Genomic DNA, 16812 nt, shown 5'->3' with positions numbered 1-16812 from the left:
CGTCCTTTTTGGACGGGCGGGACGCCCATCCCACAATAACAATTAAAATTGTAAGTTATTTAATTCGCGCTCCTAACTTATTTTATAAATTCCTGCAACAGCGATGCCCACTCAGCTTCGCAGAATCGTCAACAATCACGAACGGCGCAAGCGGATTTACGCAAATAAAGAGAGGTAAAGACGTTTATGATTCCATTTTCCCTGAAACATCATTACTCTTTCAGCAATGCTGTGGGTTAATAGTAGCGCCGATTACAAAACTTGCCTGGGCGCGATCGGAATTTCAATAATAAACTCGCTTCCCTCTCCTGGTGCAGAAACACAAGTCAATTTTCCACCGTGAGAACTGACAACAATCGAGTGAGAAATAGACAATCCCAAACCAGTTCCCGAACCCACGGGCTTAGTTGTAAAAAATGGATCGAATATCTTGTGCAGCACCTCAGTGCTCATCCCCGGCCCGCTGTCGGCAATTCTAATTATGGCAGAATTCCTGTCTGTCACCTCTGTAGAAATTGTAATCGTAGGCTGTTGATGAGAGTTTTCCGGGCTATCTCTGGCTACGAGGAGAGCATCGATCGCATTTGTCAAAATATTCATAAATACCTGATTCAACTGAGACGCATAACAAGTAATTAGGGGTAGCGTGCTGTAATTTTTAATCACCTCAATTCCCAAACGCCCGCCCTCTTTTCTCAGGCGCGGTTGCAGCAACATCACCGTACTGTCGATGCCTTGATGGATATCTACCGACTTCATTTGCGCTTCGTCGAGGCGCGAGAAATTCCGCAAGCTTAGCACAATATCCCGGATTCTTTCCGCTCCTACTTTCATGGAATCCAGCAGCTTTTGCAAATCCTCGCTCAAAAATTCCAGCTCAATAGTTTCTATTTCTTCTAAAATTTCATCAGCAGGTTCTGGATAGTGCTGCTGGTAAAGCTCAATCAATTTTAGCAAGTCTTGAACGTATTCGCTAGCCGGATTAAGATTGCCGTAGATGAAACTTACAGGATTATTAATTTCGTGAGCTACACCAGCAACCATTTGCCCCAAACTAGACATCTTTTCCGTTTGGATTAATTGAGCTTGAGTTAGTTTAAGTTCGCGCAAAGTTTGTTCTAAACGCTCGTTCTTTTCATTTAACTCCTGCGTCCGCTCTTGCACTTTCTGTTCAACCGAATTATAAAGTAGAGCATTTTCCAAAGAAATAGCAACTTGGGAAGAAAGCAACCTTAAAACTTCCAATCTGTGGGGAGTAAATGCTCCGACAGTCAAATTGTTTTCTAAATAAAGAATTCCGATTAGTTTGCCTTGATTGATGATAGGAGTACACAAAATAGATTGCAGTTTGTGTTTGGCGACGTAAGGATCTGCTGTAAATAGTCCCTCAGTCGCCGCATTGCTCAACACCAAATCTGAGCGAGTCCTTTCCACATAATTAATCACCGTCACCGGTAAATCCTGATAGCCTTCAACAGGGGTAAATTGCAGCACGGCTACATCTTCAGAAAATACTGACGCTTTAGCTGAAATCAACAGTTTGCCATCTCTGACTAAAATCAGAAAACCTAATTGAGCACCTGCATTTTCTAAGGATATTCTCATCAAAGAAGCGAGCAACTTATCGAGGACAATTTCGCTAGAAATCGCCAAAGATGCTTTCATTACCGTTGCCAAATCCAGCACTCTCGCATCGCTTCCCGTAGAAGTATGAATAGTTGTGGTAGTTTGACTGTTGTTAAAACTTCCGTTGATCGGCGTCATTTCCCGCAACTGCGGATACTTCTGTTCTAAATCTTCTACTTTGCGAACTGCACCCCAGCGCAAGTAGCACGAGTGAGCTTCGCGCAAGTGGATTTTGGCATATTGATACTTGCCTTTACTCAACCAAAACTTAGCTGCTAGTTCATTAGCTAGCGCTTCATTTTGGACAAATTCATTGTCTTGGGCTAAATTTATAGAGAAATCGTACAGTTCTACAGCTTCTGAATCTTTCTTGGAAATTCTGGCTATTTCTGCTTGTACTAAAAGGTACTTGTGCAGAAAATTTTCGGCACAGTTGTCTGCCCAAATTTTCATCTGTTTTTGGTTTTCCTCTAACTTTTCCAAGTATTCCTTTTGCTTGTCTTCTGAAACATTTGGGAAAACGGCGGCTAAAGTTAGAGAAAAGAAAAAATTCCATTCAGTAGCGGGTATCGCTCCGGTAATAAAAGATAGCTGTTTTTCTACTTCAAAAGCTAGTTGTAGCGCTTCGTTGAAGTTGCCGTACCAGTACATTACCTGGCATTTGCGAATCTGATAAAGGCAGAGCGAGTACAAATTTTGATGAGTTTGACAGTTGTGTACGTATTCAGCTTCGCTGATATCTTCGCTTTCAAATACAAACTTTTCAGGAGTTAGTTTGCTCAAGTTACGCAGGATTAACTCTACCCCTAATAAGATATCGGTTACGAGCTGATTTTTTGTTTTTTGGCTGAATTGCAAATACCTGCTCGTGTCGGCTAGAATTTGCGAAATTTCTTTACCTTGAAAAAATGAGTTAGCTATGCGGTTGGACAGGATATAACCCGCATACTCTAAATCTCCTGATTCTAAAGCTGCTTGATATCCTTCATTGCTGATTGCGTGGGAATCTTTGATGTGGTTGAACCAGTAATAAAAAATACTGACCAAGGATGAACAGGCTCTGCATTTTAAGCCGATATTGCCCGATTTTTCGCTGAGATTTAGCGAGAGCAAGCCGAATTGATACGCAGCTTTGTAATCTCCCGAAACTGCGTTTAAGAACATACCGTAGCCAGCATAGCAAAGAGAGGCTTCGGGTACTAAACCGTATTGTAGAGAAAGATTGACTCCTTTTAAAACGCTGACTTTCCACAAGTCGGGATTTTTGAGGTACGCCGATGTCAGCAAGTTGGTAATTAATTTGACTGCAACTTTTTTGTCGGGTACAGTCATTTCGGGGGCGTCAATTAGGGAAGCTATTTCTCTACCTGCTAAAATATTCGTGGCTGTTGCAAATTCTTCGGATATGACTTTTTGCAGCCCGTCTAGGGGCAAGTCAATTCCGAGCAAGTCCAAAGCTTTGATTCCGGCTTTAACGGCTTCTTCGTACTTTGCCCGCAGGGTGTACTGCACGATCAGCAGGTTGTAAATTTCTACTTTTTCTAAGGGCGATCGCGCTTTTTCCAGAGTTATATTAATAAATTCTTCAGAATTCTCGAAATAACCGTTTAAATACTCAACATTTGCCCGCTCCATGTGCAAGGCAAAGGCTAAATCGTAGTGGGCATCCCAAATATCGGCGCTCAAACCGTCCATGCCTGCGGTTAAATACTGCAAGGCAGCAACATAAGCAGTGGCATCTTTGGCTCTGCGGGCCGCGTCTAAATTCAGGGTTGCCAGTTCAATTAATTCTCGATCGTCTTTAATTAGCGATCGAGCCACATTCAAGTGATCGACTAATTCAAAGATTCTGTCAGCGCGATATTCAGCCGGAGTGTTTTCTAGGATTTGCCTGCCTATTTTCAGGTGAACTGCCTTTTTTTGCGAGTCGTCGATCAGAGCGTAAGCGGCTTGCTGTACGCGATCGTGCAAAAATTTATAATTCAGAATTAATAGCGGAAACAGCACGTAATCTAATGACTTGCTTTCCAATTCCGAAGTTGGCAGAATCAGTCCAGACTTAATCGCCGGCAACAGGTGAGAAAAAGTTTCCGAAGCTTCTTTTTCATTAATTAAAGAAAGAGTATTTAAGTCAAATTCGTTGCCCAAACAAGCCACCAAACGCAAAACTTGCTGCGTTGAGCTTGGCAGTTTTCTCAATTTTTGTACCATCAAATCTACTACATTGTCAGTGATAGCACACTGCTCAATTTGAGTCATATCCCAATGCCAGCCGCCCTTGCTCCCCGACTGTGGCGGGTGAAAAATTAGCAGGTTTTCCTGATACAATGTTTGTAGGAATTGATTGACAAAAAAAGGATTGCCGTCGGTTTTGCTGATTACCAATTCAGCTAAGGGTTTGACAGATTCTCGATCGCTGTGCAAAGTCTCCGCAATCAAATGAGTTATGTTTTCCACCCCCAGCGGCGACAAAGCAATCTGATTAATGATAGCTTCCTGATTTCGCAGCGTCTCCAAAGTCATCATTAAAGGATGAGTAGGACTAACTTCATTATCCCGATAAGCACCAATTAAAAACAGATATTGCGTAGCTTCATCTGTCATCATCAACTCGATCAATTTGAGAGTAGCCGAATCAGCCCACTGCAAATCGTCGAGAAAAATGACCAGCGGATGTTCTGGCTGGCAAAATACGCGAATGAAATTTTGAAATACTAAATTAAAGCGGTTCAGAGATTCCGTCGGCCCCAATTCAGCTACAGGAGACTGAGCTCCGACAATTAGTTCAACTTCGGGGATGACATCAATAATAATTTGCCCATTTTGCCCGAAAGAAGTGCGGAGTTTTTCGCGCCAAACTGCTAATTGAGCTTCGCTTTCAGTTAACAGTTGCCGCACCAATTCCGAAAAAGCGCTGACAACGGCAGAGTAAGGAATAGTCCGCTTGTACTGGTCAAACTTTCCCCAAATAAAATATCCACGTCGGCGGGTAATCGGTTTGTCTAAAATCTTCACCATTGCAGATTTGCCAATGCCGGAATAACCGGCAATCAGCATCATCTCGCTGCGGGATTTATGCTGTCCTCTCGCCAAAACTGACAAGGGAATTTCTTTTTTCGATTTGCTCTCTTTTTTGATGACAGAAATTTGAGAATCGTCGGTGCGGTAGCCTCGATTATTTGTTGCTGCTACCCGTTCAAAGGCCGCTAAAAGAGTTTCAACTTCTCGCTGTCTGCCGTAAAGTTTTTGAGGTATTTGAAATTTGTCTGAAATATCTTGGCTGCCGAGAGGAAAATCGGAAACAAACCCAGATGTTTGCCACTGAAACAGGCAGGATTCCAAATCTGCTTTTAGTCCCCAAGCACTTTGATAGCGCTCCTCAGCGGTTTTTGCTAACAATTTCATCACAATATCTGAAACAGTTTTAGGAATTTCTGCGGCTATTTCAGCGAGAGGTACTGGCTGTTTGGCTATGTGACAGTGAACTAACTCCATGGGATCTGTAGTGGGAAAAGGGAGTTGTCCTGCCAGGATTTCATAGAAGGTCACGCCGAGGGAATAAAAGTCGGTGCGGTAATCGACTACCCGGTTCATTCTGCCGGTTTGTTCGGGCGACATATAGGCTAAAGTGCCTTCTAAAAAATTAGGATTTTTATTGGGAATATTTTCCAGGTTGGATGCTGTTGAGATGCTGAAATCTATGAGTTTCACTTGTCCTGTAGCAGGATTAAAAACTATATTAGAGGGATTTATATCTTTATGAATTACATTTTTTCCGTGAATTTCTCCCAAAGTTTCAGCAACTTTGATGGCAGTAGTCAGAAATCCTAAAAGGGTAAATTTTTGGGAACCCATAAATATTTTTAAAGATTCCCCGCCAAAATCTTCTAAGATCATTGCCAGACTATTTCTAACCTGTTGCAACTTATACACTTTCACAACTCCGTCCAACAGGCTTAAGTTGGCAGTAATCTCATATTCGCGCTTGTATCTATTCAGTTCTTCGGGAGTCGGATAGTCTTCTTTGATAAGTTTGATAATAACAGGTTGGTTGTTCTGCTCGTTGTGGCCGCGGTAAACCAGGGAAGTGCTGCTTTCATAAATGAGAGCGAGAACTGCAACGCCGGGAATTGCCATCATAGTTGGGTTCTCTCAAATTAGGTGTGCTTGGTCAATGTTACAGGACTTACGCGCGGCGGGCTAGAAACCGGGTTTCTTCGTTGCTAGTCGTTGACAAACCCAAGATTTTTTCGTGTAAATCGGGTTTCTTTTCGTAAATCCTATGTTATTCTTCATTATCGCTCAAGAGCTATCTTTTGGGATGTGTGGGAAAGCAGGCCTTGACAGGAATGAGCTACTGCTGACAAATGCAAGCTGGGGCTTTCGTCACCTCAGCAGTTAGGTAAACAAAATCACAAATACAGGATTTGTGCAACGATTTACTTTAATGCTCGATCGCCATATTGACAACTAAATCATCTCAGATTCCAAGCAATCGCTTGACTTTCGTGGAGCTTCACCACATCTCGTGAAAATACGCAAGTGCTGAAAGATTTATTTTTTCCGGCGATCGGGTAGGAATTTGCGGTGCTTCAAAAAAACGACCGGTGCAAATCTTAACTATAATTCGCGACCGAGGCGCTGAGGGAAGTAAGTGTTGCTTCGGAATCTGAAATTTCCTTCAGTTCTATCTATTTTGACCATCGATTAACAATACTAACTGACAATCAAGCATCCAGAATACAAGTCCCCGGATTCATTCCTTCGCAGACTGAGGACCCAGAAATAAAAAACCTGTATCCGATAAACAAACCCCCGAATTTATCTCGCGCAAGTCAATGCTTCAATTCTAAAATCTAAAATCTAAAATCTAAAATCTAAAATCGATTGACTGTTTGAGCAGAGTAAATTTGACAAAAAATGCAAAATTATTGCACCTTGTCTGGTGCGCGGCAGCGAACCCTAGGGCGATAGAATTTGCCGAACTCTGAAGAAAATCTTAGGAAAGATTAAGAATTATTGCCATAAAACTCAGGTCAATTTGTTTGGATGACGAGCCAAATCCCCAGCAGGTAAAGCGTTTGAGCATTTCCCCAATTTGTAAATCCTCAGAAAGTTACTATTTCTAAAGGATTCATCCGGTGAGAAAATCAGAAACAACCTTAAAATTTAGCAGTAATCGCCCGATCGGGCAATTCTCAACCAGCACCAGGAAAAAAACTATGAAATTGGCTTATTGGATGTACGCAGGCCCAGCCCACATCGGCACTTTGCGCGTCGCCACTTCCTTCAAAAACGTCCATGCAATCATGCACGCACCGATTGGAGACGACTATTTCAACGTCATGCGTTCCATGCTGGAGAGGGAACGGGATTTCACCCCGGTAACTACCAGCGTCGTTGACAGACACGTACTGGCGCGGGGTTCGCAGGAACGGGTGGTGGACAACATCACCCGCAAAGACAGAGAAGAACACCCAGATTTGATCGTGCTCACCCCGACTTGCACCTCCAGCATTCTGCAAGAAGACTTGGAAAACTTCGTGGAACGAGCTCAATTGGATGCCAAAGGCGATGTATTGCTGGCGGATGTTAACCATTATCGGGTAAACGAACTGCAAGCTGCCGATCGCACTTTAGATCAAATCGTCCAATTTTACATTAACAAAGCCCGCAAAAAAGGCGATTTAGTAGAAGCCAAAAGCGAAAAACCATCTGTCAACATTATCGGTATGTCTACCCTGGGTTTCCACAACCAGCACGACTGCACTGAGTTGAAGCGTTTGATGGCAGATTTGGGCATTGAAGTCAACGAAGTTATTCCCGAAGGTGCTTCGGTTCACAACTTGAAAAGACTGCCGCGCGCTTGGTTTAACTTGGTTCCTTATCGGGAATTGGGGATGATGGCTGGGGAGTATTTGCAAAAAGAATTCGGTACGCCGATGGTGGATATTACGCCGATGGGTGTGGTAGAAACTGCGCGCTGTATCCGCAAGATTCAGCAAGTTTTGAATGCTCAAGGTGCGGATGTTGATTACGAAAATTTTATTGACCAACAAACTCGATTTGTGTCGCAGGCTGCTTGGTTTTCGCGATCGATCGACTGCCAAAACTTAACGGGCAAAAAAGCCGTCGTATTTGGCGATAATACCCACGCTGCGGCGATGACGAAGATTTTGGCTCGCGAGATGGGAATCCACGTTGTGTGGGCTGGAACCTACTGCAAACACGATGCTGATTGGTTCCGGGAACAGGTAAGCGAGTATTGCGATGAAGTGCTGGTGACGGACGATCACGGGGCGATCGGAGATGCGATCGCCAAAGCGGAACCTTCGGCGATTTTCGGTACGCAAATGGAACGTCACGTTGGTAAGCGGTTGGATATTCCCTGCGGCGTAATTGCTGCACCGATTCACGTCCAAAATTTCCCGATCGGCTACAAGCCATTTTTGGGTTATGAAGGCACGAATCAGTGCGTAGATTTGGTCTACAATTCCTTCACTTTGGGAATGGAAGACCACTTGCTGGAAATCTTCGGCGGCCACGATACCAAGGAAGTGATTACGAAGGGTATTTCGGCTGACTCTGATATGGGTTGGACGAAGGATGGACAAGCTGAGTTGAATAAAATCCCCGGTTTTGTGCGGGGTAAGGTGAAGCGGAATACTGAGAAGTTTGCGCGCGATCGGGGGATTGATAAGATTACCGTTGAGGTGCTTTACGCAGCGAAGGAATCTGTCGGCGCGTAGGTTATTGTTGGGGTGGGCATTTGCCCACCTCACTGCTAATCTATTGAATCCCAATCTTAGTAAACTTAAAATCTTTCCAACCAGTTTTCCAAAGCTAAGTCTATCAAAAATTCTAATTGTGTAGATTGGTTTGTTACAGTTGCCGGGTTTATAAACTTTTCAAAATTTTGAAAGTTATAAAAAGTTGACACCCCTCTTTTACCTTGAGGGATATAGCCTGCTAAGATAACATTCTGCAACTCATCAGCAAGGACTTGCATTCTGCCTAGAGGTTGCCTGTAACTTACTGATTGTTTATCAGGGATGGGTAGATACAAGTAAATTCCCGGATAATTTGATGAATTAGCCCGATTCATTTTTGATGAACTGCTATGACGAATTTCAGCACAAATTTTACTTTGACCGCGACCATACTTAACAACACCACTAGCAGTGATTTCCTGAATTTTCTCATGGAAACAAAGAATCTGTTCTCTAATTTTAAGAACTTTTTCCTGATGATCAGAAGTGCATTCTGCCATAATATTAGACAATGCTTTGGGTGGTTCCGGTAAATTTGCTGCTATATCCCAAATATCTTCTTTACTGTGTTGAAACTCTGCACTAAAAAATTGACCTGTATCTATATTATTAAAATTTATAAAAAGTTTATTCTCCTCTTGAATTACCTCAAATTTCAATAACTCAAAAGATAGTTGGCTGTACTTTATATCTATTAAGTTTTGTTTGTGAAAGCTAGGTGCAATCGCGATCAACCTAATAGGTTTGATATAATCAATTTCCCGATCGTAGGGTTTAAACTGAATCACATTACTATAATAACGAGTTAATTGCTGAATAAGACTTCTATCTGCCTCATTTTTTAGCTCTTGCACTACTAACTGTTTATTTTCATCTATTGCCAAAATATCACAAACTTCTCCGTTAACTGTATGTTGACGCTTCAAAGGTGTTAGTCCAAACAAACAATCCAAGTTATCATATACAAAATCTTCCAAGGCTTTTTCACTTCCAAATCCCCATTTGTTTCCTGATTTTTTCAGTATAGTGTTAATAGCAGGAGTTCTAATAGACTTTCCGTGTAAGGACCGCTGCCTAGATTTAATTCTCAACTGTTGTTCGCGACGCTTAGCTTTTTCTAGCAAATCCTCGGCTTGCATTATTCTTTGAAATGGCTTAGTCATATTAAGTTGATGGATGTAATAAATATAAACTTCAACATATCACATTAGAGGAATTCCGTCAATCAATACTTTCTAGTTTTCATCATCAACGCTTGCGTTTTCAAACCAAATGCGATCGCCTTAATAATGTTCATTTTAGATAAACTTCCCGATTCTTTCTTCGCGCATATCGGGAATAATCGTATCCCAATTAATCAGTTCTAGATTTTTTATTGACAATGCTTTGACGACTAAAACTCCACTAACATAATGAACGTCGCACTCTTCATCCATATTTGCTGGTTGGCTATTGCCAGTTTCATCTGGCGGTGAAGCTACTTCTTGCTTTCTCCGCTGCCATAACAGGAAATCAGCAAAGTTGAGGATTTCTTGCAATTCGATTTCAGAGAAATTTTTCAGTTTGTCCACAATTTGTTCTTGGATAGGAATCACGGCTATTTTTCCTTGCTTAACACGATCGCTAGATTCAGTTTAACCTGAGACAGAATCGATCGCCCTTCGCCCTTTTCCAACAAGCGTGCGATCGCCCACGAGGAGAATTTCTACAATATCAGATGAGCCAATCTTGCTCTCATGCAAAAAATTATGTCAACCTCTACGAAAACCTCCCAAACCACCACGCTTGATATAACTATCACTTACGAAAAAAAATAATTGATTGAATGCTGATCTAAAGTGCGATCAATTTCTTGAGCGCACTTTTTATCCCGGAAAGCGTGCACAAAACAAAAACCCTCCCCAACAAGGAGAAGGGAGGGTGAAAAGACAGTGAGAAACTTAAGTTTTTGCAGAATTAACAATAAGGAGTTACATCTTCGCCACATTCGTCAGCCAAATAACACAAAGCTCGAAAGCGCAGCCCAACCACTTGCTCGTAAAGCGGATTTAACTTGCACAGCGGCGGAATGGATAATAAAGTGCGATCGCCAATTTTGACTTCTCGCTCAAACGGACACTGGCTGGGAATATACTTACACAGAAACCGTGCCAACTTTTGACTTTTAATTGCAGTGTTATCAAGCCATTGTTTTAGCGGATGCAAGGGGTCAAAGTGTGGCTTTTGACCGTAAGGCTGAGAATTTGTAGCGACATTAACGGCGGTTTCTTGTTTGCCAAATCCTACCCAATGTGGCAGAGTTCGGTAGGAGACTGTATGATCAAATACGTTCATTTTGCTCTCTTCCTCTTTTATAACGAGGTGCCAAGAACTCTCTGTAGAGCTTGTGCGATATTATCTACAATCAGTATCTACAGCATCTCGTTTTGCTTTACCGGATTGAACTTCTTAAATTAATGACTTAGGGCGAGAAAAGTTGTTCCTGATTTTTTTAAAAGGCGGTGTGCGCTCTAAAAAGTGTCCTCATTTCAAGCCCAACAATTGATTGAGAGGGTAAAAATTCTGTCTTCTACGTTTTAGCTTCAACCTTGGGTTGAGTCTCCTTTTGTAGTTCAATTACAATTGTGACGCATCGAGGTGAATTATCCTATACGTGAAAATGCGGAATTTTTAATAAAAGTTATTATATTTTTAAATAAGCTCTGCTGCAAACAACCCTGAAACCTCGCCCCAACTATCTTTGCTCGCGATCGCTCAGAAACTTCTACAATGAGAAATAATCGGTATCACCGTCCTCACCACCCATGAGTAACCCAGAAACCAAAGCTATCACCCGCGAATTGCAAAGCCACGCCGCCATTCTCGGTGGCTTCGTCTCCCTCCTCTGGATTATCGAAATTGTCGATGTATTCCTATTCGGAGGCAGGCTGAATGCTTACGGAGTCCGCCCCCGCAACCTCGACGGACTTCAAGGCATCCTGTTGATGCCTTTTCTGCACGGCAGTTTTGCTCACTTAGCCACCAATACCCTCCCTTTTGTGACATTGGGTTGGTTGATCATGCTGCGAGAAATTAGCGACTTTTTTATCGTGAGTGCCGTCACTGTGCTAGTCAGCGGATTCGGAGTTTGGCTGACTGGCGCGCCCTATTCCGTTCACATTGGTGCCAGCGGATTAATCTTTGGTTACTTCGGCTTCTTGCTGCTGCGGGGCTATTTTGAACGCAGCTTTACATCTATTTTGGTATCTTTAATTGTCGGTTTCTTCTACGGCAGTTTAATTTGGGGAGTTTTGCCCTCGCAGCCGGGAATTTCCTGGCAAGGGCATTTCTTTGGCTTCGTCGGCGGGGTATTAACAGCTCAACTTTTGGGGCGGCAGAAACGGCGAATTAGCTAGAATAAGACTGAGGCTGCATCCTATCATCACCTTGGTTTATTGCTCATAAATTATCTAAAAGCGTAGCTTTTTTGTCAATAAACCTGGTTTCTTGTGTAACAATTGCCTCCCGGAAAGCAAGACTAACTGCTGACCAATAATTCAACGCGGGCCGGCAAGCACACAGTAAAAACCGAACCGCAACCTAACTCGCTTTCAACCTGCATATCGCCACCCATCATCACGCAAAAGTGACGGCTAATAGTCAATCCCAAACCCGTGCCGCCATACTTGCGCGTAGTTGATGCGTCGCCCTGCATAAATGCTTGAAATAAATGCTGCAATTGTTCGGGGGGAATCCCAATGCCCGTATCAGCTACGCGAAAAATTATTGAGTCGGAAGGTTCTGCTATTTCTTGAGTGGTTAAGCTGTCATGTTTAACTCTTTCAATACAGAGGGTAATAGTGCCATGTTCCGTAAATTTGGCTGCATTGCTCAGCAGGTTGAGCAATATTTGACGAGTTTTGGTAATGTCAGCATACATCATTCCCAAGTCGTCAGCAACATCAACTTCAAACTTATTTGAATTTTTATCTACCAAGGGTTTGACAGTAGAAACTACCTCGTCAATTAAATTAACCGGGTTGAAAGTTTCTAAGTAAAGTTCCATCCGCCCCGCTTCAATCTTAGAAATATCTAGAATGTCGCTAATTAAAGATAGCAAGTGTTTACCGGCAGTTTGAATTTTTTGCAAGTCGGGGATAAAATCTTCGCAGCCTAAATCCTCGGCGTCTTCTGTGAGCATATCGCTGTAACCAATAATCGCGTTGAGGGGAGTTCGCAATTCGTGGCTCATATTAGCTAAAAAGGCGCTTTTGGCTTGGTTTGCAGCTTGAGCGGTTTGAGCGACTTTTTGGAATTCTTCTGCTAATTTTCGCTGGGTAATATCTTCAGCAATACCGACGATGCGGTAAATTTCTCCGGTTTGGCTGCGGACTGGAAAAGCCCGATCGCGCACCCAGCAAACTGAACCGTCCGAGCGCACTACCCGATACTCCTCATCATAATCGCCCCGCCCCTGTTTCGCAAAAGCAGCCTTGACGCGATCGAGATCCTCCCGGTGAATAGCATCCCAAAAAGCCTCCGGTTCTGACTGCAAACTCTGACAGCTCAAATTCCATATTTTCTCGCAAGCAGGGCTCACATAAACTAGCTGCTTTTGATTGGGTTCTCTAATCCAAAATACCTCATGAATATTTTCTGCCAACTGGCGAAACCGCTCCTCGCTGGCCCGCAACTGCCCCACAGCACTGTGAAATTCAGTCACATCCTGAATCAGCGATGCCACCCCGATAATGCTGCCATCAGCATCAACCAAAGTCGTATTGTACCACTCGCAAAGAATAATTTTTCCGTCTTTTCTGATGTTCTCGTTAATACTACTAATTCCTCCTTTATTAGTGAGCAAAGTTATAGATAGTTGCCTGACATACTCCTTAGCATTTTCAGGAACTATGAGATCGACTCCGTGGCATCCCATAGCTTCCAAGCGGTTGTATCCAAAAATTCTTTCCGCTGACAAATTCCATTCCGCTACTTCAAAGTTTAGATTCCATTCAATCGCTCCCAAAGGAGTTTGGTGAAGATGGAGAGCCAGTTTTTGCTGCGATTTTTTCAGAGAAATAATTAATTGATTTTTGTCGGCGATCGCAGATTCCACCCGATCTTCGAGAGTAGTAAACGACTCTTCCAATTGAGCGGCCATCATATTAAAAGAGCGAGCCAGGACACCCACCTCATCCTCTCGCTCTACAGACGCCATCAAGCGGGAATCTACCGCCATCCCGTCCCATTCTCCCCGGGACAAAGCCTCCGCAGCCTTGCTCAGACGCCGAATCGGTACAACAATCCACCTAGAAGTCAGAGCGCCAATCGCCGTTGCCAGCACCAAAGCACCCAGACACATCACCACAGTATACCGAGTGTTGGCATTAATCCTTTCCATAAAATCGGCTTCAGGAACCGTCACCACAATCAACCAGTCGAGGCCCCTGCTGTCTAAAAGCGGCGTCACCTGTAGAAATTGCCGTTGACCGTCGATCGTAAAATCTAACTGGCGAGATCTGTCAATTTTGTGCAAATCCCCGAAGCGTTCAGTCAAATAGCGGGCGGTCGATCGAATGAGAACATTCTTGCTGCTCGTTGCCACAATCCGTTTTGCAACACCATTGCTAACAATAAATGGCGGTTCCAGAGTAGAATTTGCCACCAATTGCCCCGACCTTTCTACAATAAAAGTCTGTCCTGATTTGCCAATTTTTAGACTTTCTAAGAATTGATTGAGCTTGGAAAGTGCCAAGTCAGAACCCAGGATGCCAATCAGTTTACCATCATCGCCATAAACTGGTACAGCCGCCGTAATCGCTAGTTTGGGAGCGTCAAAATAATTATAGATTTTACTCCAAGTCGGTTTGCCTGCGCGCACCGGAGCTATGTACCAAGGTCGGACGCGGGGGTCGTAGTTGAGAGTAGTTTTTAATAGCTTGGTTGGTTCCCCGAACTCGGACGGCGCGTAGGTGTGAAAGTTATAGCCAGTAGATTGATTAGAAATCTGAATTTGCAACTTGCCGTCGTCGAGGCGTTCCACTCCAATAAAATCTTTTTCTTCGGATGCGAATTGAATGTAGCTAATTTTATCAAAAATTTTGATTTGTTTGTAGAAGTAGCGTTGCAAACTATCACTATCCTGCACGTTCACAATGCCAAGACGGATGGCATCGAGATTGAGCTGATTGATTTGGTGTGGCGTTTCAATATAACTGTTAATATGTTGCTGGATACGCGATGTGACTTCTGTCCGCAGTTGGGCGGCAACATCGTTGACGGCTATGCGCCCGTTCCGCAACGACAGCCACCCCGTCAACCCTACAGCAGCGAAAGTCTGGAGTGCAAAAGGCACAACAAGGACGATGCGAATTGGCACTTTGCGCGACATTTTTAAAATCGGGTCTGTCAGATATTTGATTGGCATGGTAAAGCAGAATTATTATGAACCCACAACATTCCGGTCATTCGATTTTAGATTTTAGATTAAAGAATTGACTTGCACGAGATAAATCCGGGGGCTTGAGGATTTTAGATTTTGGATTTTGGATTGATTCCACGTATAAATCACGTGGCGGGTACCACCTTTGAAATTATTGGTCAAGTACAACTTGATGAGCGCAGGTTTTGAAGTTGAGATGGTTTTAGTAGGCGAAGTGCTGTTAATAACTCGGAATCTGCCCCTGGCAACTGAATTTTTAACGACTGCCACCGCCATCTTAGCGCGATCGTCCGCTTTGGGAGCATTGGCGATCGCACCGGGTTTTTTTAGCCTTTTGGCGGTCTGCAACGAACTATTTTCGTGAAAAACAACCGATGGATCGCCGCCCGTGCGTCAAGCACTAACTATTTTTCCACTCATGAGGCGCGCTAATCAAACCAATAGAGTTTTTGGTTGACTCATGTCTGAAATGACGTATTTTGGCGTTTAAACCCCCTTGCTGCGTCAGTTATATTTGACCGATAGCGCGATCGAAAGTTATAAGTTTTGACAGTAAATTTAATTGATATCTCCACAAGCAGCTACTTTTGATAGAGTACAACTTAATTGCGACTGGGTAAAATAAGGATAGTAGGATGCAACTAGCGGAGGCATGGATGATGAACGCAGTTATTGCTACTCTTGGCACTGCTCTCGGACTGAGCTCAATTTTTATCGGTTTGACCCCGGCGGTTCTCGCCCAACAAAGACTGCAACCAGCGCCCCAATATTCGGAAACGACTTTATCTGGGGACTCGTTGAGGACTGTGGAGGACAGAACCTTAGATTCGGACTACCAAAACTTGATTGGTGAACCAGAAACGGCGGCTAATTCTTCTAGAAGGGAAAGAAGCTTGGGCGACACATTTCGCCTCAAAATCGAGGGCCCATTAGAATTTATTACTACTCCTTCGGACGCCCAGCGTCAAGGAAATCCTTTACCTCCCAAACAAACCGACAGCGGTACAGAAGCGGGAGTTCAGATTCAGCTAGGACTTTAGCAATTTTAAATGAATTCATTTGAAGCAAACGAGCGTTCGCGGAACCCCATATTTGATTCTCGGAGTTATTGTGACTGCGATCGCTTTTTTATCTGAGTTTTATCACCAGTTTTGTGCGGTTTCCATCACACAAGGTTCTCTATTGTGAACCTAAAATTAGACCAATTAAACTTCCGATACAGACTGATTAGCTACATATCTTTACAAAATCGCATAAAACTGGCGGTGAAGGTGATGAGAAAGGCTCAACTGATCGATTATTTGCGGGGAGAGTTGGCGATATCGAATTCGGCGATCGCCGTTGCTCTCCGACACGGTGAACAAGATGCCAGCGAACTGCCAATGGTTCTGTGGCAGTACGGGTTAGTGACACTGGAACAGTTAAACCTGATTTTTGATTGGTTGGAAGCTCAGCCGACTTAGAAATTTAAAATCCTGATTTAAAAAAAATGGATATGGGATTGCAATTTTTTAACAAATAAAGCTTGCACAAACGGTCGTCGAAAAGTATAGGGTTGAGTGTTTAGGTTGAGGGTGGGTCTTATTTTGTCCCAATTATAAAAATCCAAATATTACAGTAGGGACACAGCAGTGCTGTGTCCTCATTTTTGTTGCCGCCTAAAATAAACTGTTTTCAATCTGTCGAAGAGGCGATCGCCTACGGCATCAAACAGACGGCATAAAACAAACCCCAGCAACTTTTAGGATGCCGGGGCTTGTCTTATTTAATTTGGTGGCGGGAAGTGGATTTGAACCACTGACCTTCGGGTTATGAGCCCGACGAGCTACCAGGCTGCTCTATCCCGCGTCGCTTTCTCTCTCTCTAGTGGTTTCCAAAAACAAAACCCTGAAACCTTAAAGATTACAGGGTTCGCTTGAATTTGGTGGCGGGAAGTGGATTTGAACCACTGACCTTCGGGTTATGAGCCCGACGAGCTACCAGGCTGCTCTATCC

General features: G+C 43.4%; 10 protein-coding genes and 2 tRNA genes. 5 read left to right on the top strand and 7 right to left on the bottom strand.

Features of this window, described 5'->3' with window-relative positions:
- Positions 1-252: 252 nt before the first annotated feature.
- The gene (locus QUB20_RS23855; RefSeq protein WP_333249976.1) at positions 253-5766 is read right to left on the bottom strand and encodes an AAA family ATPase; all 5514 of its coding nucleotides are present in this window, start codon (positions 5764-5766) and stop codon (positions 253-255) included.
- A gap of 1082 nt (positions 5767-6848) precedes the next feature.
- Here QUB20_RS23855 and bchB point away from each other — a divergent pair.
- Entirely contained in the window at positions 6849-8375 is a 1527-nt protein-coding gene (bchB, locus tag QUB20_RS23850; RefSeq protein WP_190659189.1) for a ferredoxin:protochlorophyllide reductase (ATP-dependent) subunit B, read from the top strand.
- Positions 8376-8440: 65 nt separating this feature from the next.
- On the opposite strand, the gene QUB20_RS23845 is transcribed toward bchB, so the two are convergent.
- The 3 genes from QUB20_RS23845 to QUB20_RS23835 form a co-directional block, all read right to left on the bottom strand.
- On the bottom strand, positions 8441-9559 hold the full coding sequence (locus QUB20_RS23845; RefSeq protein WP_333249978.1) for an endonuclease NucS domain-containing protein: 1119 nt from the start codon (positions 9557-9559) through the stop codon (positions 8441-8443).
- Between the two features lie 135 nt (positions 9560-9694).
- Positions 9695-9991, bottom strand: a complete 297-nt coding sequence (locus tag QUB20_RS23840) for a hypothetical protein (RefSeq protein ID WP_333249980.1) — start codon at positions 9989-9991, stop codon at positions 9695-9697.
- A 361-nt stretch (positions 9992-10352) separates the two neighbouring features.
- Complete coding sequence (locus QUB20_RS23835; protein ID WP_333246131.1) at positions 10353-10730, bottom strand: Mo-dependent nitrogenase C-terminal domain-containing protein; 378 nt, start codon at positions 10728-10730, stop codon at positions 10353-10355.
- 470 nt (positions 10731-11200) lie between these two features.
- On the opposite strand from QUB20_RS23835, the gene QUB20_RS23830 reads away from it, so the two are divergent.
- A complete protein-coding gene (locus QUB20_RS23830) occupies positions 11201-11791 on the top strand; it encodes a rhomboid family intramembrane serine protease (protein ID WP_333249982.1) in 591 nt (196 codons plus the stop codon).
- A 122-nt stretch (positions 11792-11913) separates the two neighbouring features.
- Here the strand turns inward: QUB20_RS23830 and QUB20_RS23825 are convergent, their stop codons facing one another.
- Positions 11914-14802, bottom strand: a complete 2889-nt coding sequence (locus QUB20_RS23825; protein ID WP_333249984.1) for a PAS domain S-box protein — start codon at positions 14800-14802, stop codon at positions 11914-11916.
- A 187-nt stretch (positions 14803-14989) separates the two neighbouring features.
- Between QUB20_RS23825 and QUB20_RS23820 the strand changes: the two genes are divergently transcribed.
- The 3 genes from QUB20_RS23820 to QUB20_RS23810 all read left to right on the top strand — a co-directional run bounded on the left by QUB20_RS23820 (position 14990) and on the right by QUB20_RS23810 (position 16280).
- Complete coding sequence (locus QUB20_RS23820; RefSeq protein WP_333246125.1) at positions 14990-15181, top strand: hypothetical protein; 192 nt, start codon at positions 14990-14992, stop codon at positions 15179-15181.
- Between the two features lie 271 nt (positions 15182-15452).
- Positions 15453-15857: a hypothetical protein gene (locus QUB20_RS23815; protein ID WP_333246123.1), complete on the top strand. Its 405-nt coding sequence runs from the start codon at positions 15453-15455 to the stop codon at positions 15855-15857.
- Positions 15858-16091: 234 nt separating this feature from the next.
- Positions 16092-16280 (top strand): DUF2949 domain-containing protein, encoded by a 189-nt coding sequence (locus QUB20_RS23810; protein WP_015178546.1) that lies wholly within the window; start codon positions 16092-16094, stop codon positions 16278-16280.
- 308 nt (positions 16281-16588) lie between these two features.
- On the opposite strand, the gene QUB20_RS23805 is transcribed toward QUB20_RS23810, so the two are convergent.
- Positions 16589-16665 (bottom strand) — tRNA-Met (locus QUB20_RS23805).
- Between the two features lie 74 nt (positions 16666-16739).
- Positions 16740-16812: transfer RNA gene (locus QUB20_RS23800), tRNA-Met, on the bottom strand.

This window comes from Microcoleus sp. B4-C2 (assembly GCF_036705265.1).
Lineage (GTDB): Bacteria > Cyanobacteriota > Cyanobacteriia > Cyanobacteriales > Microcoleaceae > Microcoleus.
The sequence above is the reverse complement of the archived record's forward strand: the minus strand, read 5'-3'. Positions and strand labels throughout refer to the sequence as shown.